The sequence below is a fragment of the Pseudomonas sp. XK-1 genome, from assembly GCF_038069885.1.
Classification (GTDB): Bacteria; Pseudomonadota; Gammaproteobacteria; order Pseudomonadales; family Pseudomonadaceae; genus Aquipseudomonas.
This window is the reverse complement of sequence record NZ_JBBPES010000005.1, coordinates 186,337-204,447: the sequence shown is the minus strand read 5'-3', so window position 1 is coordinate 204,447 and position 18,111 is coordinate 186,337. Positions and strand designations below refer to the sequence as shown.

Below are 18,111 nucleotides of genomic sequence, written 5' to 3'. Positions count from 1 at the left end.
GTAGGGTGCGCTGTGCGCACCAACCCGGCTGCGAATCCTTGGTGCGCACGGCGCAGCCTACCTGTTGCAGTCTCTGCTAGACGGGTTCTAGCCTGCCCAGTCAGGCAACGCATCAACGGCGCAGAGCCGGGATATAACCAGTACCGGGCGCGGTCATATCGCGCATCTTCACGACCAAGGAATCTCGCACAGCATGCACGGAAGACTCAAAACACTGCTGACAGCAATAGCACTTGCCACCTGCACTGCCGCGCAAGCAACAGACAGGCTGCAGCCACTGGTAGACGAAACCATCCGTCCGCTGATGGCGGAATACGACATCGCCGGCATGGCCGTGGCCATCAGCCACAAGGGCCAGGCCCACTACTTCAACTATGGCGTGGCGCGCCTGGACGACCAGCAGCCGGTGACCCGCGACACCCTGTTTGAAATCGGCTCGCTCAGTAAACCCCTCACCGCCACCCTCGCCGCCCTGGCCCAGACCACCGGCAAGCTGACCCTGATGGACAGCGCCGGCCAGCACTGGCCCCAGCTGCGCGGCAGCCAACTGGAACACGCCAGCCTGCTCAACCTTGGCACCTACACCGCTGGCGGGCTGCCGCTGCAGTTCCCTGATAGCGTGACCGACCCGGCCAGCATGCTCGCCTATTACCGCCAGTGGCAGCCCGAGCATATCGCTGGCACCCATCGGCGCTATTCCAACCCCAGCATCGGCCTGCTCGGCATGCTCGCGGCCAAGAGCATGGGCCAGCCCTTCCCCAGCCTGATGGAAGGCACGCTGTTCCCCGCGCTCGGCATGTCGCACAGCTATATCAAGGTGCCGGCAGCGCAGATGCCGCGCTATGCCTACGGCTACAGCAAAGACAACCAGCCGCTGCGGGTCACCCCGGGGATGCTCGACGCCGAAGCCTACGGGGTAAAAACCAACGCGCGGGACATGCTGCGTTTTGTCCAGGCCAACCTGAATCCTGCAGGCCTGAGCATTGAACTGCAGCGCGCCATCGCCATGACCCACACCGGCTATTACCGCGTCGGCGACATGACCCAGGGCCTCGGCTGGGAGCGTTACCCTTATCCGATCAGCCTGGAGCGCCTGCAGGCCGGCAACTCCCCGGCCATGGCCCTGGAAGCGCAACCCGCCACGCGCCTGCTGCCACCGGAGCTCGAGCCGGGCGACAGCCTGTTCAACAAAACCGGCTCCACCGGCGGCTTCGGTGCCTACGCCCTGTTTGTCCCCAGCCAGCAACTGGGCCTGGTACTGCTGGCCAACAAGAACTACCCCAACGCGGCCAGGATCAAGGTTGCGCACGCCATAGTGACCGCGCTGGACAAGTCCACGAACGCGTCGAAGCAATAACCATCGGATGGAGTTGGGGGTAGCGATACCCATCCACACGCTGAAAAGCTCACCACCGAACCGCCCCCAGACTCGGGGGTCTAAAGCGTTGATGGGGTCGCGACCGAACAAACCCGGAGCTTGTGCAAGCCGGGACCAGGCAGCGATCCAGACAGGGACCAGGTCACCCCGTCTTCTTGCATAGGCGCAAGGCTGTCCAGGGCCCTCGGCTGCGGCGTGACTGACGTCATGGCGGCGCGCCCAAGCGATCACCTCTTTAATGATCGCCTGGCTCTCTGCTACGCAGCGCACTCTTTGCCAAGGAGATTTACCTATGGTCATTCACTACCGGGTCGCCGGCCATCTCGCCTGCGGCCACCATGGCAGCAACCTCAGTTCCACCAGCGAACTGGCTCAGGTGAAGTGCCGCAGCTGCCGCGGCACCGAGGTATTTAAGGAAAACCGCAAAACTGCGCGCAACGCGGCGCGAAGGGCCACACGCAAAGCCAAGGTCGCCCACGCGAGCAATGACTGGCGCGCATCCTGGCAACAGCGGCTCACCGACCTGCCAGGGCGGCAGCGGTTGCCCAGAGGCTTCGGCGGGCAGCCTTTTGTCTAGCCGCATGCGTGCTTAAGACGCAGCTGAACCCTCAGGGTCAGGCCCGGCATCAAGCCCTGGGGTTTTAGCCGGCCAACACCTTATCCAGCGCCAGCTCCAGGGTCGCGACGGTGCGCTGGATATTGCCCAGCTTGTCCAGCCCGAACAGCCCCAGGCGGAAGGTCTGGAAGTCGGCCGGCTCATCGCACTGCAGCGGCACGCCAGCGGCGATCTGCAGGCCTTGGGCGGCGAACTTGCTGCCGTTCTTGATGCTGGCATCGGTGGTGTAGCAGACCACCACGCAGGGGGCTTCGAAACCGGGCGCGGCGACACTTTTAAAGCCTTTGCTGGCCAGCAGTGCGCGCACCCGATCGCCGAGTTCCTGCTGCTGGTTGCGCACGGCGGCAAAGCCGAGGGTCTTGGCCTCAAACATGGCATCGCGGAAACGCGCCAGGGCATCGCTGGGCATGGTGGCGTGGTAGGCGTGGCCGCCCTGCTCGTAGGCCTGCATGATCTGCAGCCATTTCTTCAGGTCGCAGGCAAAGCTGGTGCTTTGCGTGGCTTCGACGCGGGCCTGGGCCGCTTCGCTAAGCATCACCAGGGCGCAGCACGGTGAGGCGCTCCAGCCTTTCTGCGGGGCGCTGATCAGCACGTCGATGCCGCAGGCCTGCATATCCATCCAGAGGGTGCCAGAGGCGATGCAGTCGAGTACAAACAGACCGCCAACCGCATGCACGGCATCCGCCACGGCGCGCAGGTAATCATCCGGCAGGATCATGCCGGACGAGGTTTCCACGTGCGGCGCAAAGACCACCTGGGGTTTTTCCAGAGCGATAACCGCCAGTACATCGGCAAGCCGCGGCGGGGCGAATGCTGCCTGGCTGCCTTCGGCTACCGGCCGGGCCTTGAGCACAATGGCTTCAGAGGGGATCTGGCCCATCTCGAAAATCTGCGTCCAGCGGTAGCTGAACCAGCCGTTGCGGATCACCAGGCACTTCTGCCCGGTGGCCAGCTGGCGCGCCACCGCCTCCATGCCGAAGGTGCCGCTACCGGGCACGATAGCCACGGCATGGGCGTTGTAGACCTGTTTCAGGGTGCTGGAGATATCCTTCATCATGCCCTGGAACGACTGCGACATATGGTTGAGGGAGCGGTCGGTGTAGACCACCGAGTATTCGATCAGGCCGTCGGGGTCGATGCTGGGATAGAGGTCAGACATAAGGCGCTCCAGGCAGAAATTCTCCTCACGACCCTGCCCGAAGCCCGGGCAAATAACAAGGTCGCGGCAGCCTCGGTTAGAATGCCAGCCCGTTTACCGCAGCCGATCTCATCATGACCACGACCCGCCAACAGCCTGCCCCTCGCGTTGCCATTATCGGCGGCGGCCCCGCCGGGCTGATGGCGGCCGAGGTATTGGCTAAGGGCGGCATGCAGGTCGATCTATACGACGGCATGCCCTCGGTGGGGCGCAAGTTCCTCCTGGCTGGGGTCGGCGGCATGAATATCACCCACTCCGAGGCCAAGCCGGCCTTTGTCGCCCGCTACGGCCAGCGCCAGGCACAGGTGGCCGAGCTGCTGCAGGACTTCGATGCGGACGCCCTGCGCGCCTGGATTCACGGCCTGGGCATCGACACCTTTGTCGGCACGTCGGGACGGGTGTTCCCCACCGATATGAAAGCCGCGCCCCTGCTGCGCGCCTGGCTCAAACGCCTGCGCGAGCTGGGCGTGCAGATCCACACCCGCCATCGCTGGCTGGGCTGGGATAACCAAGGCGCGCTGCGCATCGCCTCTCCCGCCGGCGAACAGCTGATCATGGCCGACGCCACCCTGCTGGCCCTGGGCGGCGGCAGCTGGGCGCGGCTGGGTTCGGACGGTGCCTGGGTGCCGCTGCTACAAGCACGCGGTGTGACTATCGCGCCCCTGCAGGCGAGCAACTGCGGCTTCGATGTCAGCGCCTGGAGCCCCTTTCTGCGCGACAGGTTCGCCGGCGCGCCGCTGAAGAACGTCAGCCTGAATCTGCTCGGTGCCACGCCACGTCTGGGTGAGTTTGTGCTGACCGCCAGCGGTATCGAAGGCAGCCTGGTCTATGCCCTGTCGGCGGATATTCGCGAGACGATCAACCGGCATGGCCGCGCCACCCTGCTCCTCGACCTGCTGCCGCAGACGCCGCTGGCCAAGCTGCAGACCGCGCTGAGCAAACCGCGCGGCTCGCAGTCCATGGCCAAACACCTGCATCGCCGGGCCGGGATCGACGGGGTCAAGGCCGCGCTGCTGCGCGAACTGGCCAGCGCCGAGGTCTTCAACGATCCGCTACAGCTGGCCGGCGCGATCAAGGCCCTGCCCATCGAGCTGATCCGCCCACGGCCGCTGGATGAAGCCATCAGCACGGCCGGCGGCGTACCTTTCGAGCAGCTGACCGCGGAGCTGATGCTCAAGGCCCTGCCCGGCACCTTCTGCGCCGGGGAAATGCTCGACTGGGAAGCGCCAACCGGCGGCTACCTACTGACCGCCTGCTTTGCCAGCGGCCGCCGCGCCGCCCAGGGCGTACTCGCATGGCTGCAACGCCCGGCCGAATAAGCCCCGCGGGCACAACCTTAACGGCTATGCTTGCCTGAAGCCGCCCCCGTCTTTCCACGCGAACAGGTGCTCTCCAGCCGTGATCCCACTAGTGGTCTGCGACGACTCGAATATGGCGCGCAAGCAATTGATCCGCGCGCTGCCGCCCGAATGGCCGGTAACCATCCGCCAGGCCGGCAACGGTGAGGAGGCCCTTGCTGCAATACGCCAGGGCCTGGGCCAGGTGATGCTGCTGGACCTGACCATGCCGGTGCTGGACGGCTACGAAACCCTTGCCGCGCTGCGCGCCGAAGGCCTGGCCTGCAAGGTGGTGGTGGTTTCCGGTGACGTGCAGGAAGAAGCCTTACGGCGGGTCAAGGCACTCGGTGCGCTGGCCTTTATCAAGAAACCCGCCGACCCCGAAATACTGCGCAGCACCCTGCTAGAACTCGGCCTGTTCGACCCCAAGGCCACGCCCGGAGCCATGGCCCAGGCGGCAATGCTCGATGAATTGAAGGTGAATTTTCGCGATGCCCTGCGCGAGGTGAGTAACGTCGCCATGGGCCGCGCGGCGGCGCTGCTGGCTCAGGTACTGGGGGTGTTTGTACAGTTGCCGCTGCCCCAGGTGAATATCTTCGAGGTCAGCGAGCTGCACATGACCCTCACCGACGCCATGCGCGGCGAGCGCCTGAGCGCGGTGTGCCAGGGCTTTATCGGCGACGGCATCGCCGGCGAGGCGCTGCTGCTGTTCCACGACTCGGAAACCGCAGATATGGCGCGCCTGCTCGGCTGGCAGCCAAAGGACGACCTGGAAACCTCGGAAATGCTCCTGGACCTGGCCAGCATCCTGATCGGCGCGTGCCTGGCCGGGATTGCCGAGCAGATCGATGTGCGCTTTTCCCAGGGCCACCCCCTGCTGCTGGGTCAGCATGCCTCCATCGAACGGCTGATCCATATCAACCAGAGGCGCTGGAAGAAGACCCTGGCGGTGGAAATCAGCTACAGCCTGGAAGCGCAGAATATCCACTTCGACCTGCTGTTGCTGTTTACCGAAGACTCGATCAAGCGCCTGACCCACAAGATCAACTACCTGATGGGGTAGGGTCTGCTCCCGTTTCGTTCGCGGATCGCGTTGCCGCGAGAAATGGCCCCCGGTTAGGCGTAGGACGCAGGTAATGGTCGCCCCCTTGCCAAGTCCTGCAACGACAGCGGGGGCCATTTCCCGCGCAACCCGCAGGGCCGGGCCTGTTTTTGTGCGATGCTGTGTTTCTCGACACTCATTTGGTACACCAAACTTCGCGTCTCGCGCCTTGCCTCGCACAAAAACAGGCTCCGGCGCGACCGCTAACGAAACGGGAGCAGACCCTCAGCCATGCCCGCGCAGATAGATATCCACGAAGTGCACTGGCTGCTCGATATCGTGCAGTGCATCGATGTAGGGGTGATCGTCCTCGACCGCCAGTACCAGGTGGAGGTGTGGAACAGCTTTATGGAAAACCATTCGGGCATGGGCCCGGATGAAGTGCAGGGCAAAACCCTGTTCAGCCTGTTCCCGGAAATCGACGAAGCCTGGCTAAGGCGCAAGGTCGATACCGTGGTGCAACTGGGCACGCGCGCGTTCAGCCTGTGGGAACAGCACCCCTACCTGATGCACTTCAAGAACTACCAGCCGATCACCGGCCAGGAAGACTTTATGTACCAGAACGTCACCCTGCTGCCGCTGGCCGGCGGCCAGGGCAGCGTCGAGCATATCTGCGTGGTGATCTACGACATGACCGCTGCGGCGACCCACAAGAAGCAGCTGGAAGCGATGCAGGCCAGGTAGGTCGGTGTGAGCAAAGCGCCACCCAATAAGCCCCAAGGCCACAGCGGTTGGTGGAGGACGTCGACTCCTGGCCGAATAATCTCGATGATCCATCGATAATAATCGCGGGCAATAACTGGGTGCCCCCCGCTCCTACAGGGACTGCGTTGCCCGTGTAGGAGCGGGCTTGCCCGCGAGCTTTGCTTGATCTGAAAGGACAATAGGTCCGAGCTACGGCTTCCTACCGCCCTTGGCCGGCTTGCCGCCAAAACTCGGCACCTTGCGCACAGCTTTGACTGCCGGCGCGGCCGGCTCATCTGCCTCCATCCAGCGCCCCAGACTGCCGCCCTTGCCACCGCCAACCACTTTCGGCTTCTTGGCCTTCTTCGGTTTCTTCACCACCTGGCCGCCGGGCAAGGTCTGCGGTACACGGTGGTCGGGGATAAAGTCCGGCTCGTCGATACGCTGCAGCACTTGCTGGGTCAGGGTCTCGATGGCCGAGAGCAGCTGCACTTCATCGGCGCAGACCAGCGACACCGCCTGCCCCACCGCGCCGGCACGGCCGGTGCGGCCGATGCGGTGCACATAGTCTTCAGCAACGATGGGCAGGTCGAAGTTGACCACCAGCGGCATGTCGTCGATATCCAGGCCACGAGCCGCCACATCGGTGGCCACCAGCACCTTGACCTCGCCATCCTTGAACCGCTGCAGGGCGCGCTGGCGGGTGGCCTGGGGTTTGTCGCCATGGATCGAGTCGGCGCTGATGCCGTGGCGCTGCAGCTCGGCTTCCAGCTCATCGACACCCTTGCGAGTTTTTACGAAAACCAAGGCCTGACTCCAGCGCTTGGCCTGATACAGATGCAGAAACAGCTCGCTCTTGCGCTTCTTGTCCACCGGAATCAGCCACTGCTTGACCGTCTTGGCGGCGGCGTTGCGCGGGCTGACCTCGATGCTCAGCGGGTCATTGAGCATCTCGCCGGCCATGGCGCGGATCGCTTCGGAGAAGGTGGCGGAGAACAGCAGGGTCTGGCGCTTTTTCGGCAGCGCGCGGAACACACTCTCCAACTCGTTGGCAAACCCCAGGTCGAGCATGCGGTCGGCCTCATCCAGCACCAGGGTCTGCACCTGGTTGAACTTCACCGCGTTCTGCCGGTAGAGGTCGAGCAAACGGCCAGGGGTGGCCACCAGCACGTCCAAGCCCTTGCGCAGCTTCATCATCTGCGGGTTGATGCTGACCCCGCCATACACCGCATAACTGCGCAGCGGCAGATCCTGGCCATAGCTGATAAAGCTCTGCAGCACCTGCTCGGCCAGCTCGCGGGTCGGCACCAGCACCAGGGCGCGCACTGAGTTGCTCGCCACCTGCGGCCCTTCCATCATCAGCCGTTGCAGCACCGGCAGGGCAAAGCCTGCGGTCTTGCCGGTGCCGGTCTGCGCAGCGGCCATCAGGTCGCGGCCCTGAAGGATCGGCACAATGGCCTGGGCCTGCACGGCCGTGGGGATCTTGTAGTCGAGGCTATCGAGGGTACGCAGCAGAGGCTCGATCAGGCCGAGGGAGGCAAAAGTCATAGGGGTAACCAGCAAGGCAAATAGGCGGATGCGCGCAGTTTACCCTGCCCAGCGCCGACCTTCGCATTTCTGTTACGTGGCCTTACCGAGCCTCTGGCGGAGCAACGAATCTTCCGCGCGCAGGGCTGTCGAACATCACACGCGGGCCTTATCCGACAACCGTCGCCCTTGGCTTATTCGCCGAGGGCGCGTTAGGGTGACCCTCTTGTTCACGCCTGAAATGGAAATCGACGAATCATGCAGATGCAGACAACAGCGGGATACGGGTTCAGTGGGCGGATAGCCGCCTTGCTGGTGATGGCAGTGCTGCTCAGCGGCTGCGGCATCAACAACATCCCCACCTACGACGAACAGGTCAAGGCCGCCTGGGCCCAGGTGGAGAACCAATATCAGCGGCGTGCCGACCTGATCCCCAACCTGGTGGAAACCGTCAAAGGCTTCGCCAAACAGGAGCAGGACACCCTGGTTGCAGTGATCGAGGCGCGAGCCAAGGCCACCTCCATTCAAGTGGACGCCAGCACCCTCAATCAGCCGGAAAAAATGCGCCAGTTCGAGCAAGCCCAGCAGCAATTGAGCGGTGCCCTGAGCCGCTTGATGGCAGTCTCCGAGCGCTATCCTGACCTTAAATCCAACCAGAACTTCCTCGCTCTGCAGTCGCAACTGGAAGGCACGGAAAATCGTATCGCGGTGGCCCGGCGCGATTTCATCACCACGGTCGAGCGCTACAACACCGAGCTGCGCACCTTCCCCGGACGCATCTGGCATAGCCTGATGTACAGCGACATGCAGCCGCGGGCGAACTTCGAAGCGACCACACCGGCGGCGGAAAAAGCCCCAGAAGTGAAATTCTGATGGCAGCCGCACTGCGCTTGCCGCTGTTTCTGCTGCTGTGCGCCTGGGCCTGGCTGGCCCAGGCGCAACCAGCACTCCCGGCGCTGAGCGGGCGCGTGGTGGATCAGGCGCAGATGCTCGACGCCGCCACCGAAGCCCGCCTGACGGAGCAGCTCGCGGCCCACGAGAAAGCCAGCGGCGAACAGCTGGTGGTGGTCACCCTGGCGAACCTGCAAGGGCTGCCGATCGAGGACTTCGGCTATCAACTGGGCCGCCACTGGGGCATCGGCGAGAAAGACAAGGACAACGGTGCCCTGCTCTTGGTCGCCCGCGACGAGCGCAAACTGCGCATCGAGGTCGGCTACGGCCTCGAGGGTCGCCTGACCGATGCGCAGGCTTCGGTGATCATCAACCAGGTGATCACCCCGGCATTCAAGAGCGGCGACTACGCCCAGGGCATCAGCGACGGCGTGACGGCGATACTCCAGGTGCTCGGCGGCGAGCCGCTGGCGGAGGTCGAACGCGCCGATGGGGCCAAGGAAGAGCAACCCCCGGCCCTCCTGTTTTTCATCCTGATGATGGTTGTCATGGGCCTGATCGGTGGTGGCGGCGGCCGTGGACGTCGTGGTGCACTGGCAGCCGGCCTGCTGGGGGCCAGCCTCGGCCGCGGCGGTTTTGGTGGCGGTGGCGGCGGCGGTTTTAGCGGCGGTGGCGGCGGCTTCGGTGGCGGCGGCGCTTCCGGCGGTTGGTAATTCAATTCAACGAGTAAGAAGACCCCATGGCCTTATTGAATGAAAGCGAACAGCGGCAGGTCGCCGCGGCGATCAACGCGGTCGAGCGCGAGACCGATGCCGAACTGGTCACAGTGCTGGCGGCGCGGGCCGACGATTACACCTATATTCCCTTGCTCTGGGCCAGCGTGCTGGCACTGCTGGTGCCAGGCGCGCTGAATTATTTTGGTGGCTGGCTCAGCGCCCAGGAACTGCTGCTGGTGCAATGGCTGAGCTTTGCCGGCTTGAGCCTGCTGCTGCGCATCCCGGCGCTGACCAGTCGCCTGATACCCCGCGCGGTGCGCCACTGGCGCGCGGCCAATATGGCGCGCCGGCAGTTCCTCGAACACCACCTGCACCACACCGCAGGGGCCACCGGCATGCTGATATTCGTCGCGGAGGCCGAGCACTATGTGGAGATTCTGGTCGACCGCGGCATTTCCGCCCGGCTACCCGACGAAACCTGGCAGGCGATAGTCGCGACCTTTACCCAACAGGTGAAACAGGGCCAGACCCTGCAGGGCTTTCTCGGCTGCATCGAGGCCTGCGGCGCACAACTCAAGCAACATGTGCCAGCCACCCACCAACGCAACGAACTGCCCAACCATCTGGTGGTGCTGCCCTGAGGGTTTCGGGGTAAACCCTCAGGGCTTATCCCGCTCCAGCGGTTCAAGTTGCTTCCATAACGCCTCGGCCTCTTCGGTCAAGGTTGCGTAGCCGCGAATGTCGCCATTGCGCTGAGCGTGCATGGCGGCTTCGAGCTTGGCGCTGTATTGCTTGCGCAGCTTTTTGGCAGGATCACTTTTGAACAAACCGAACATGGGTGCATGCCTCTATCGGAGTGCGCTGAAATAAGCGCGCCCCAGCTTAAGTCATGCACTCGCGCTCGCGGCCATGCAGATGTAACCAAACGCAAACAATGGTTTCAGACCGAGAGGCGCTCGCGGTGTTTCTGCAAGGTCAGAGCCATTTTGGCGGCGGGGACTTTTTGCAGGCTGCAGAGCAAGCCGTGGGACACTTCGGCAAGGCCATGGCGCTCGCGCAGCAGGGCGGCCATAAAGCAGGTCAGGTTGGCGGCCATTTCCGCATCGGCCAGGGCCCGGTGAGCCTGGCCGGTGTCGGGTAGGCCGATCCAGCGATTGAGGTTGCCGAGCTTGTGGCTGGGGGCCATGGGCAGCAGCCGGCGCGCCAGCAGCAGCGAGCAGGCGAAGGACTGCACCCGGCGACGGCGCACCAGGGCCAGTTCGGCATCCCAGAACTTCTGGTCGAAACTGGCGTTGTGCGCCAGCAATGGCCGCTCGCCGACGAAGTCTGCTACTTCGTTCATCACCTGGGCGGCCGGCGGGGCGTTGCGCAGCATGGCGTTGCTGATGCCGGTGAGCTGCTCGATAAAGGGCGGCACCCAGGCACCGCTGTTCATCAGGCTCTGGTAGCGGGCGACGATCTGCCCACCCTCGACTATCACCACACCGATCTCCGTGGCGCGGGCCTGCTGGGCCGGCGACAGGCCGGTGGTTTCGAAGTCGAGTACGGCGATGGAATCTGCAAGCATTTATCAGTTTCTCAGCAACAGGCTGCCTTCGATCGGCACATAGCGGCTGGCGGCGCGCACCAGCGATTGCGCGGTCAGCCCTGGCACGCCATAGGCCACCGCCTCGACGCCATGACTGTGGCGGATCTTCTCCAGCAGCAGGTCGAAGTCGCCATCGCCGGAAGCCAGCACTACCTGATCGACCCGCGGCGCGGCGTCCATGATGTCGATGGTGATGCCCACGTCCCAGTCGCCCTTGGCCGAGCCGTCGCTGCGCTGGATATAGGGTTTGAGCTTCACGGTAAAGCCCAGGTTGCGCAGGATCTGCTGGAACTGCTGCTGCTTGGCATCGCCACGGTCGATGGCATAGGCATAGGCTTCGACTATCTGCCCGTGCTGGCTGATATCGGCCCACAGCGCGGCATAGTTGAAGTGGCAGCCATAGGCCTGGCGCACCGTGTAGTAGAGGTTCTGTACATCGGCGAATACGGCGATCTTCTTCACCGGCAATCCTCGTGGCTATGCATTAAGCGCCGGGCAGTATGCCAGAAGGCGCAGCACCCTGGCCGCAAAAGGCCCAGCCGGCGATCAGTCGGCAGCACTGCGTTGGAGCCCTACCCGCCAATCGGCGAGCAGGCCGTTGAAAAACGTAGGCGCGGCAGGCAAGACAAGGCAAAAACAGGCGAGGAAGCGGAGTTTACGGGCTGTAAATGAGCATTCCGAGCCTGTTTTTAACGCAGTATTGCCAACGTAGGTAGTTTTTCAACGGCCTGCTAAAGTGGCGGCCCGCCCTTCGACATGACGCCGCCCCTCAATGAATCCGCTCCACGTGCTCCGCGACTCCTGGTTCTTCTTCAGCCATAACCTGCTGGCCATCGCCCGTCTGTGCCTGCCGCTGATCGTGCTGGAGAGCCTGTTTCTGCAGCAGGTGAGCAGCCTGGTCGAGGGCGACTCGGCCGCCGCCTCGCGGATTCTTGCCGGCCTGCTGTTCTACCCGCTGTATGCCGCCGCACTGATTCTGTTTCTCGATGCCCGCAGCAACGGTCAGACGCCCCGCGCCCGCGACCTGCTGGCGTTCAGCCTGCGCCTGTGGCCGAGCTTTGCCCTGCTGGCAGCCATGAGCACTCTGGCGATTCTGCTGGGGGCCTCGCTGTTCGTATTGCCGGGGCTGTGGCTGATGATCAAGCTGGCCTTTGCCGAATACCTGCTGGTGCTGCGCGGCCTCGGCCCGCTCAAGGCCATGCGCGAGAGCTTCGAGATGACCAACGGCTACTTCTGGCCGATCCTCCTGTGCGTGCTCGGCGTGATGCTGCCCCTGTGGCTGTTCGAAGCCTGGGTGCAGGAGAGTGCCGGGCTGGACGCCGAGCCCCTTGCCAGCCTGCTGCTGAGCAGCATGAATCGCTTTCTGCAGCTATTCTCAAGTGTCGTGCTATTCCGACTATTTATGCTGCGCAGCACCCAGCCTGCTATCGAGTGAAGGCAGCTACCCCTTCAAGGAGGACGGCTCATGGCTGACGCCAATCCCAGCATCCTTTCCCATATATCCATCGGCACCAACAATTTCGAGCAGGCCACCGCCTTCTATGATCAGGTGCTGGCCACCCTGGGCTGCAAACGTATCCTCACCCACCCTGGTGCCATCGCCTACGGCCGCGAATACCCGGAATTCTGGGTGCAGACGCCCATCAATGGCCGACCGGCGAGTATCGGCAACGGCAGTCATTTCGGTTTTGTCGCCCCGACCAAGAGCGCCGTGCATGAGTTCTACCGCGCCGCGCTGGATGCCGGGGCCACGGACGAGGGCGCGCCCGGGCCCCGCGCCGAATACGGCGAGCCCTATTACGGCTGCTTTGTCCGCGACCTCGACGGGCACAAGATCGAAGCGACGTTCTGGGATCTGGATCAGGTGTACGAGCTCTATATCGAGCCCCACGAACACTGACAGCGCCTGTTAGCCGCCCGGCCGCGGCTTCATCCCGGACAGCCGCGGCAACAGCACCCGCTCGAACAGCCGCGGAAAGAACCGCGCCAGCACCCGTGCCCGCCAGTCGACATTGGACAGCACCAGCAAGCGCCGGCGCTTCAGGGCCCCATGGTAGATGGCTTCGGCGACATCCTGCGGCGACGCCACCTTGCCCATCGCCAGCGGCGGCTGCGCGGCCACCGAACCATCCCCCACCAGGGCATTCTTGCGCAGGTCGGTGGCGGTAAAGCCGGGACACACCAGCATCACGTTGACCCCCGAGCCTTTGAGTTCATAACGCAGGGTTTCGAACAGCCCGTGCAGGGCATGCTTGCTGGCGTTGTAGGCGCTGCGATAGAGCAGCGGCGCGAAGCCGGACAGCGAACTGAGCACGATGATCTGCCCGCCCCGGGCGATCAGGCTGGGCAGGGCCGCCTTGGTGCAGTGCAGGGCCCCGAAATAGTTGACCGCCATGATCCGCTGGAACACCGCCAGCTCGGTATCGGCAAAGCTGCTGCGGTGGGTGATGCCGGCGTTGTTGACCAGCACATCGATGCCACCGAAACGTTCAATGGTCAGGGCCATGGCGCGCTCCACCGCCGCGGCATCGGCGACGTCGCACAGCACGCCAAGGGCCTCGGCGTTGTGGTGATCGGCCAGGTGCTGCACCAGGCTGTCCAGGGCCTGCTGCTGCAGGTCGAAGATCACCAGACGAGCACCGGCCTGAGCCAGACGCACGGCCAGCGCGCGGCCGATACCGGCACAACCGCCGGTGATGACGACGACCTTGCGGTCGAATACCTTGCTGGCGAATACCTTGCGATACATGGCTGTCCCTTACGCGCGGCTGACGGTAAACAGGCCGTTGAAAAATGTAGGCGAGGCAGGCAAGACAATACCGATGGCGGCCCCACAAAAACAGGCGAGGAAGCGGACTGCGCTCGCACCCGAGTTTACGGGTTGTAAATGAGCATTCCGAGCCTGTTTTTAACGCAGTATTGCCAACGCAGGTAGTTTTTCAACGGTCTGCTAAGCCGCTACTACAACCTTTTATGGCTGCCATCGCAACAGGGTGGCGTCTGGCTGTGCTTGCAGCCACAGAAGAACAGCTTGCCGTCCGCCTCGGCGCGGTAACGCAGGGGCGTGATGCCGCTGCCCTTGTGGCTGCCATCGCAGAACGGCTGGGCGGCGCTGCGGCCACAGCGGCACCAGAAATAATCCTGCCCAGCCTGCACGGCCACCTCATAGGGGCCACGCTGGGCAATGATCGGTTCGCTCATGCCTACCTCCCGCAGTAGCTGGCCAACTGGAAGAACATCGGCACCCGGGGGCATCTCGGGTATGCTCGATGACTTCAGCATAGCCCAAGCCCCTGCGCCCCGACCCGCCCATGCCCCTGCCTCGCCTACTGCCCATTGCCCTGTTCAGCCTGCTAAGCCTGTTCTGCATCCTCGCCGCACTGGTCTATGCCCTGACCTGGCGACCCGCGCCGCGGGAGATCGCGGCCGTCGAATGCCGGAGCCAGGCCCCACTGCTGCAACCGGGCCAGGCACTGAAGGTGATGACCTGGAATATCCAGTACCTGGCCGGCAAGAATCATGTGTTCTGGTACGACCTGGAAGGCGGCAGCGGCCCGGACCTGCGCCCCAGCAGCGCCGACCTGGCCTTTACCCTGGATGAGGTGGTTCGGGTGGTGCGCGACGAACAGGCGGATATCGTCCTGCTGCAAGAGCTGCACGACGGGGCCCGGGCCAGCGACTATCAGGACCAGCTGGGCCTGCTGCAGGCGCGCCTGCGCGACCTCTACCCCTGCAGCACCCAGGCCTTCTACTGGAAGGCCGGGTTCGTCCCGCACCCGAAGATTCTCGGCAGCGTCGGCATGAAACTCGCCACCCTCAGCCGCTACCAGATCGAGCGTGCCGAACGCCTGCAACTGCCGCAGATGCCCGGCAACCCGATCAGCCGCCTGTTCAACCTCAAACGCGCCCTGCTGGTCAGCTACCTGCCGCTGCGTGGCGGCGGCGAGCTGGCGGCGATCAACACCCACCTCGATGCCTTCGCCCAGGGCGACGACACCATGCAGCAACAGGTGACCATGACCGGCCGCCTGCTCGACCAGCTGCAAGGCCGGAGCACGCCCTGGGTACTCGGCGGCGACTTCAACCTGCTGCCGCCCGGCCAGTACCGGCACCTGCCCGCCGAGCAGCGCGGCTGGTATGCCGCGCGCAGCGAACTGCAGCAACTGGCCGCGCGCTACCCGATGATCCCCAACACGGCCCAGGCCAGCGGTCCCGGGCAGGCGGCCTGGTACACCCATGCACCCAACAGCACAGGCGCGCCACGGGCCGACCGCACCCTCGACTACCTGTTCCACAGCCCGCAACTGACGCTGCTCGACGCCCAGGTCAGGCAGCACGACACCCTGAAGATTTCCGACCACCTGCCGCTGCTGGCCCGCCTGCTGCTGCCGGCACTGGACTAACCTGTACCGGCAATGCGGCTGGACAAAATCACCAGCCCTTGGCCATGCTTGGCCGTGACAGCACCAAACCAAAAGAACGAAAAAACGGCATAGCGCCGCAGTACGTGCCTATTTTGATGCCAAGATTGCTCTGCCTCATGTTTGTCGCCCTGGGTTGGTCCGCTACCAGCCACGCCGACTCCCCCGCCCGCACCGCACAACCCCTGGTGCAGGTGGGCTATTACGAATTTCCGCCCTACTCCTACAGCGACAGCCAGGGACGCCCCAGCGGAGCCATTCTGCACCTGACCCAGCGCCTGCTGGAGCACGCTGGCTATGCCGTCGCCACCCGCGCCTACCCCAGCGCGCGACTGTACAGCGGCCTGCAGGACGGCAGCGTGCATATCTGGCCGGGTGCCCCGGGCAAGAGCGAACTGCTCGATCACACCCTGGAAACCCGCGCCGTGATCGGTGAAATCGCCCTCAACCTGTACTTTCGCAAGGACACCCTGCTGCCGCGCCTGCCGGATGATCTGAAGAACAGCGGAGTCATCATGATCACCGGCTACACCTACTGGAAATCGGTCAACCGGATGATCAACGACCCGCGCCTGGCCATCGAAGAGCATCGCACCAGCACCCACACCGCCGCCCTGGAGATGCTCCAGCGCCGCCGCGCCGATTACCTGCTCGACTACCAGACCCCGGTGGAACAGGCACGCAGACGCCTGGGTATGGGCGAGCTGCCGTTTATCCAGCTGCAGCGCATCCCCCTGAAACTGATCATCTCGCGCCACACCCCCGGCGCAGAAGCCTTGCGCGACGCCCTCGATCGCGCCTACGAAGAGCTACAGGCGGCCGGTGCCGACTTGAGCCTGCCGCACGAGGGGGCGGCTCGAACATTGCGCAGCACATCACCGGACCAGGGCCTTAAATAAGGATTAGGCTCAGAGTATTGACTGATGGAGCTCTGCGACTCTTGCGGAAGCGGACTTACCCACGAATTTAGCGGCTGAAGCCGCGCCCACAGCAGGTGCAACAGCTAACGGCGGCATAAACTGAAAATAACGGCACGGCGAGGTGACCCATGCGATTATTTTTCTGCCTTCTGTTCTGCAGCGTCCTGCTCAGCGGCACGAGCCTCGCCGAGGAAGCTCCGAGGCCGCTGGTCAAGGTTGGTTATTACGAATTCCCGCCCTACACCTACACCGACGCTGAAGGTCGCTCCGTGGGTGCCACCCTGGATCTGCTCCGGCGCCTGCTGGACAAGGCCGGTTACCACAGCGAGTTCCGCGGCCTGCCCAGCGCGCGGCTGTACGCCGGCCTGCGTGACGGCAGCGTGCACATCTGGCCGGGCGTGGCCGGCAAGGAAGTACTGCGCGATCAGGTACTGGAAAGCAATCGCGAGCTCGGCAAACTCGATCTGGTGCTCTACCGCCGCCCGAGCATGCCAGCACTCAAACTGCCGGAAGAACTGGCCGGGCGCAGCGTTATCGTGATCAGCGGCTACACCTACTTCAAGCCTTTCAGCGACTGGCTGCAAGACCCCAGCCTGAACCTGCGCATCCACAGCACCAGCAGCCACAGTGCCGCCCTGGAAATGCTCCAGCGTCATCGCGGCGACCTCCTCCTCGACTATCGCACCCCAGTGGAGTTGGTCCGTCGCCAGCTCGACATACCCCCCATGCCGTACCAGGTCCTGTATCGGCTGACGGCCAAACTGATCATCTCCCAAAAAGCCCCCAACGCCGCAGCCCTGCGCGATGCGCTGGACCAGGCCTACGAGCAATTGCAGGCAGAGGGCGAGGATTTACGCCTGTATTAAACGCGCCGCCCGTCGCGGCAGCGGCATATCCACCCTCCAACAGCCGCCTGCTAGGCTGAAACTGTTAACGCAGCCACTCACGGACCAACGGCAAGCATGGCCAACAAGCAGAAATTCCTCATCATCAAGACGGCCTGCTGGCTATTGGCAGCGACACTCACGGCCACGGCCCAGGACAGCCCCTTTATCACCCTGCATTACAACGAACGCGCGCCTTACCTGCAGACCCTGGAAAACGGCGAGATAGCAGGCCTTACGGCGACCCCCGCGGCACAGGCCCTGCGCCACGCCGGCATTGACTTCAAATGGGAGAAAACCCCTTCCAACCGGCAGATTCAGCTCCTCGAAAGGAATGCCGGCGTGGACTGCATGGTCGGCTGGTTCAAGAACCCGCAGCGCGAACTGATCGGCAATTTTTCCCTGCCCCTGTACCAGGACAAGCCGACCATCGGCCTGGCGCTGTTCAGCAATATCAATATCGACAGTGGCAGCCCCCTGGCGCAGGTGCTGCAGAACCGCGAACTGCGCCTACTGGTCAAGGATGGTTATTCCTACGGCGAGCATATCGATGCGCTTATTCACCAACTCGATCCTCGGCGAATGAAAACCACGGTGGAAAACATCAATATGCTGCGCATGATCGCCCTCGACCGCGCCGACTACTTCTTTATCGCCGAGGAAGAGGCCAGCGAACTGATCCGCCAATCCGAATTCGAACCGGGCGACTTCAAATATATTCACTTCAGCGACAGCCCCGACGGCGGCCAGCGTCATCTGTGGTGCAGCAAGCAGGTCCCCCAACACAGCCTGGACAGGATCAATAGAGCGATTACCGAACTGCGCTCCTCAGCCAGCCCGCAGCCCTGA

At 63.7% G+C, this 18,111-nt stretch carries 21 protein-coding genes; 14 read left to right on the top strand and 7 right to left on the bottom strand.

The annotated features are described in order from the left end of the window. Positions 1–193 precede the first annotated feature (193 nt). On the top strand, positions 194–1,357 hold the full coding sequence (gene ampC / locus WMW70_RS14765; protein WP_341438217.1) for a class C beta-lactamase: 1,164 nt from the start codon (positions 194–196) through the stop codon (positions 1,355–1,357). Between the two features lie 313 nt (positions 1,358–1,670). After that, positions 1,671–1,955: a hypothetical protein gene (locus WMW70_RS14760; RefSeq protein WP_341438216.1), complete on the top strand. Its 285-nt coding sequence runs from the start codon at positions 1,671–1,673 to the stop codon at positions 1,953–1,955. Between the two features lie 64 nt (positions 1,956–2,019). Here WMW70_RS14760 and WMW70_RS14755 read toward each other — a convergent pair whose 3' ends face one another. Beyond that, positions 2,020–3,153 (bottom strand): aminotransferase class V-fold PLP-dependent enzyme, encoded by a 1,134-nt coding sequence (locus WMW70_RS14755; RefSeq protein WP_341438215.1) that lies wholly within the window; start codon positions 3,151–3,153, stop codon positions 2,020–2,022. Between the two features lie 113 nt (positions 3,154–3,266). On the opposite strand from WMW70_RS14755, the gene WMW70_RS14750 reads away from it, so the two are divergent. The 3 genes from WMW70_RS14750 to WMW70_RS14740 all read left to right on the top strand — a co-directional run bounded on the left by WMW70_RS14750 (position 3,267) and on the right by WMW70_RS14740 (position 6,315). Beyond that, positions 3,267–4,511 (top strand): TIGR03862 family flavoprotein, encoded by a 1,245-nt coding sequence (locus WMW70_RS14750; RefSeq protein WP_341438214.1) that lies wholly within the window; start codon positions 3,267–3,269, stop codon positions 4,509–4,511. Between the two features lie 79 nt (positions 4,512–4,590). Further along, complete coding sequence (locus tag WMW70_RS14745) at positions 4,591–5,592, top strand: response regulator (protein WP_341438213.1); 1,002 nt, start codon at positions 4,591–4,593, stop codon at positions 5,590–5,592. Between the two features lie 270 nt (positions 5,593–5,862). Then, positions 5,863–6,315, top strand: a complete 453-nt coding sequence (locus tag WMW70_RS14740; protein WP_341438212.1) for a PAS domain-containing protein — start codon at positions 5,863–5,865, stop codon at positions 6,313–6,315. A gap of 210 nt (positions 6,316–6,525) precedes the next feature. On the opposite strand, the gene WMW70_RS14735 is transcribed toward WMW70_RS14740, so the two are convergent. Continuing rightward, positions 6,526–7,863 carry a DEAD/DEAH box helicase gene (locus WMW70_RS14735; RefSeq protein WP_341438211.1) on the bottom strand — a complete coding sequence of 446 codons (1,338 nt, stop codon included), beginning with the start codon at positions 7,861–7,863 and terminating at the stop codon, positions 6,526–6,528. A 243-nt stretch (positions 7,864–8,106) separates the two neighbouring features. Between WMW70_RS14735 and WMW70_RS14730 the strand changes: the two genes are divergently transcribed. From WMW70_RS14730 to WMW70_RS14720, 3 genes are read left to right on the top strand one after another with little or no spacing between them, the layout of a single operon-like run. Further along, positions 8,107–8,715, top strand: a complete 609-nt coding sequence (locus tag WMW70_RS14730; protein WP_341438469.1) for a LemA family protein — start codon at positions 8,107–8,109, stop codon at positions 8,713–8,715. Continuing rightward, positions 8,715–9,446, top strand: a complete 732-nt coding sequence (locus WMW70_RS14725) for a TPM domain-containing protein (protein ID WP_341438210.1) — start codon at positions 8,715–8,717, stop codon at positions 9,444–9,446. Before WMW70_RS14730 ends, WMW70_RS14725 begins: the two co-directional genes overlap by 1 nt. 26 nt (positions 9,447–9,472) lie before the next feature. Beyond that, complete coding sequence (locus WMW70_RS14720) at positions 9,473–10,090, top strand: TPM domain-containing protein (RefSeq protein WP_341438209.1); 618 nt, start codon at positions 9,473–9,475, stop codon at positions 10,088–10,090. Positions 10,091–10,108: 18 nt separating this feature from the next. Here the strand turns inward: WMW70_RS14720 and WMW70_RS14715 are convergent, their stop codons facing one another. The 3 genes from WMW70_RS14715 to WMW70_RS14705 form a co-directional block, all read right to left on the bottom strand. Further along, a complete protein-coding gene (locus tag WMW70_RS14715; protein WP_341438208.1) occupies positions 10,109–10,285 on the bottom strand; it encodes a DUF6435 family protein in 177 nt (58 codons plus the stop codon). 104 nt (positions 10,286–10,389) lie between these two features. After that, on the bottom strand, positions 10,390–11,016 hold the full coding sequence (locus WMW70_RS14710; RefSeq protein WP_341438207.1) for a 3'-5' exonuclease: 627 nt from the start codon (positions 11,014–11,016) through the stop codon (positions 10,390–10,392). Positions 11,017–11,019: 3 nt separating this feature from the next. Further along, a complete protein-coding gene (locus tag WMW70_RS14705) occupies positions 11,020–11,499 on the bottom strand; it encodes an NYN domain-containing protein (RefSeq protein ID WP_339461349.1) in 480 nt (159 codons plus the stop codon). A 310-nt stretch (positions 11,500–11,809) separates the two neighbouring features. Between WMW70_RS14705 and WMW70_RS14700 the strand changes: the two genes are divergently transcribed. Both WMW70_RS14700 and WMW70_RS14695 read left to right on the top strand, forming a co-directional pair. After that, entirely contained in the window at positions 11,810–12,472 is a 663-nt protein-coding gene (locus tag WMW70_RS14700; RefSeq protein WP_341438206.1) for a YciC family protein, read from the top strand. A 30-nt stretch (positions 12,473–12,502) separates the two neighbouring features. Next, positions 12,503–12,937, top strand: a complete 435-nt coding sequence (locus tag WMW70_RS14695) for a VOC family protein (protein ID WP_341438205.1) — start codon at positions 12,503–12,505, stop codon at positions 12,935–12,937. Positions 12,938–12,946: 9 nt separating this feature from the next. Here the strand turns inward: WMW70_RS14695 and WMW70_RS14690 are convergent, their stop codons facing one another. Both WMW70_RS14690 and WMW70_RS14685 read right to left on the bottom strand, forming a co-directional pair. After that, positions 12,947–13,786 (bottom strand): SDR family oxidoreductase, encoded by an 840-nt coding sequence (locus tag WMW70_RS14690; protein WP_341438204.1) that lies wholly within the window; start codon positions 13,784–13,786, stop codon positions 12,947–12,949. Between the two features lie 212 nt (positions 13,787–13,998). Further along, positions 13,999–14,238 carry a CDGSH iron-sulfur domain-containing protein gene (locus WMW70_RS14685; protein WP_341438203.1) on the bottom strand — a complete coding sequence of 80 codons (240 nt, stop codon included), beginning with the start codon at positions 14,236–14,238 and terminating at the stop codon, positions 13,999–14,001. 110 nt (positions 14,239–14,348) lie between these two features. Here WMW70_RS14685 and WMW70_RS14680 point away from each other — a divergent pair, with 110 nt between their 5' ends. From WMW70_RS14680 to WMW70_RS14665, 4 genes are all read left to right on the top strand, one after another. Beyond that, the gene (locus tag WMW70_RS14680) at positions 14,349–15,440 is read left to right on the top strand and encodes an endonuclease/exonuclease/phosphatase family protein (RefSeq protein ID WP_341438202.1); all 1,092 of its coding nucleotides are present in this window, start codon (positions 14,349–14,351) and stop codon (positions 15,438–15,440) included. A gap of 116 nt (positions 15,441–15,556) precedes the next feature. Continuing rightward, positions 15,557–16,357, top strand: a complete 801-nt coding sequence (locus tag WMW70_RS14675) for a substrate-binding periplasmic protein (protein WP_445942149.1) — start codon at positions 15,557–15,559, stop codon at positions 16,355–16,357. 149 nt (positions 16,358–16,506) lie between these two features. Then, positions 16,507–17,244, top strand: a complete 738-nt coding sequence (locus WMW70_RS14670) for a substrate-binding periplasmic protein (RefSeq protein WP_341438200.1) — start codon at positions 16,507–16,509, stop codon at positions 17,242–17,244. A gap of 96 nt (positions 17,245–17,340) precedes the next feature. After that, positions 17,341–18,111: a substrate-binding periplasmic protein gene (locus WMW70_RS14665; RefSeq protein ID WP_341438199.1), complete on the top strand. Its 771-nt coding sequence runs from the start codon at positions 17,341–17,343 to the stop codon at positions 18,109–18,111.

What these genes read in the sequence shown, in the direction of transcription:
- ampC (WP_341438217.1), top strand. Translation starts at nt 194, where the DNA reads ATGCACGGAAGACTCAAAACACTGCTGACAGCAATAGCACTTGCCACC.
- WMW70_RS14760 (WP_341438216.1), top strand. Translation starts at nt 1,671, where the DNA reads ATGGTCATTCACTACCGGGTCGCCGGCCATCTCGCCTGCGGCCACCAT.
- WMW70_RS14755 (WP_341438215.1), bottom strand. Translation starts at nt 3,153, where the DNA reads ATGTCTGACCTCTATCCCAGCATCGACCCCGACGGCCTGATCGAATAC.
- WMW70_RS14750 (WP_341438214.1), top strand. Translation starts at nt 3,267, where the DNA reads ATGACCACGACCCGCCAACAGCCTGCCCCTCGCGTTGCCATTATCGGC.
- WMW70_RS14740 (WP_341438212.1), top strand. Translation starts at nt 5,863, where the DNA reads ATGCCCGCGCAGATAGATATCCACGAAGTGCACTGGCTGCTCGATATC.
- WMW70_RS14735 (WP_341438211.1), bottom strand. Translation starts at nt 7,863, where the DNA reads ATGACTTTTGCCTCCCTCGGCCTGATCGAGCCTCTGCTGCGTACCCTC.
- WMW70_RS14730 (WP_341438469.1), top strand. Translation starts at nt 8,107, where the DNA reads ATGCAGACAACAGCGGGATACGGGTTCAGTGGGCGGATAGCCGCCTTG.
- WMW70_RS14725 (WP_341438210.1), top strand. Translation starts at nt 8,715, where the DNA reads ATGGCAGCCGCACTGCGCTTGCCGCTGTTTCTGCTGCTGTGCGCCTGG.
- WMW70_RS14720 (WP_341438209.1), top strand. Translation starts at nt 9,473, where the DNA reads ATGGCCTTATTGAATGAAAGCGAACAGCGGCAGGTCGCCGCGGCGATC.
- WMW70_RS14715 (WP_341438208.1), bottom strand. Translation starts at nt 10,285, where the DNA reads ATGTTCGGTTTGTTCAAAAGTGATCCTGCCAAAAAGCTGCGCAAGCAA.
- WMW70_RS14710 (WP_341438207.1), bottom strand. Translation starts at nt 11,016, where the DNA reads ATGCTTGCAGATTCCATCGCCGTACTCGACTTCGAAACCACCGGCCTG.
- WMW70_RS14700 (WP_341438206.1), top strand. Translation starts at nt 11,810, where the DNA reads ATGAATCCGCTCCACGTGCTCCGCGACTCCTGGTTCTTCTTCAGCCAT.
- WMW70_RS14695 (WP_341438205.1), top strand. Translation starts at nt 12,503, where the DNA reads ATGGCTGACGCCAATCCCAGCATCCTTTCCCATATATCCATCGGCACC.
- WMW70_RS14690 (WP_341438204.1), bottom strand. Translation starts at nt 13,786, where the DNA reads ATGTATCGCAAGGTATTCGCCAGCAAGGTATTCGACCGCAAGGTCGTC.
- WMW70_RS14685 (WP_341438203.1), bottom strand. Translation starts at nt 14,238, where the DNA reads ATGAGCGAACCGATCATTGCCCAGCGTGGCCCCTATGAGGTGGCCGTG.
- WMW70_RS14680 (WP_341438202.1), top strand. Translation starts at nt 14,349, where the DNA reads ATGCCCCTGCCTCGCCTACTGCCCATTGCCCTGTTCAGCCTGCTAAGC.
- WMW70_RS14675 (WP_445942149.1), top strand. Translation starts at nt 15,557, where the DNA reads ATGCCAAGATTGCTCTGCCTCATGTTTGTCGCCCTGGGTTGGTCCGCT.
- WMW70_RS14670 (WP_341438200.1), top strand. Translation starts at nt 16,507, where the DNA reads ATGCGATTATTTTTCTGCCTTCTGTTCTGCAGCGTCCTGCTCAGCGGC.
- WMW70_RS14665 (WP_341438199.1), top strand. Translation starts at nt 17,341, where the DNA reads ATGGCCAACAAGCAGAAATTCCTCATCATCAAGACGGCCTGCTGGCTA.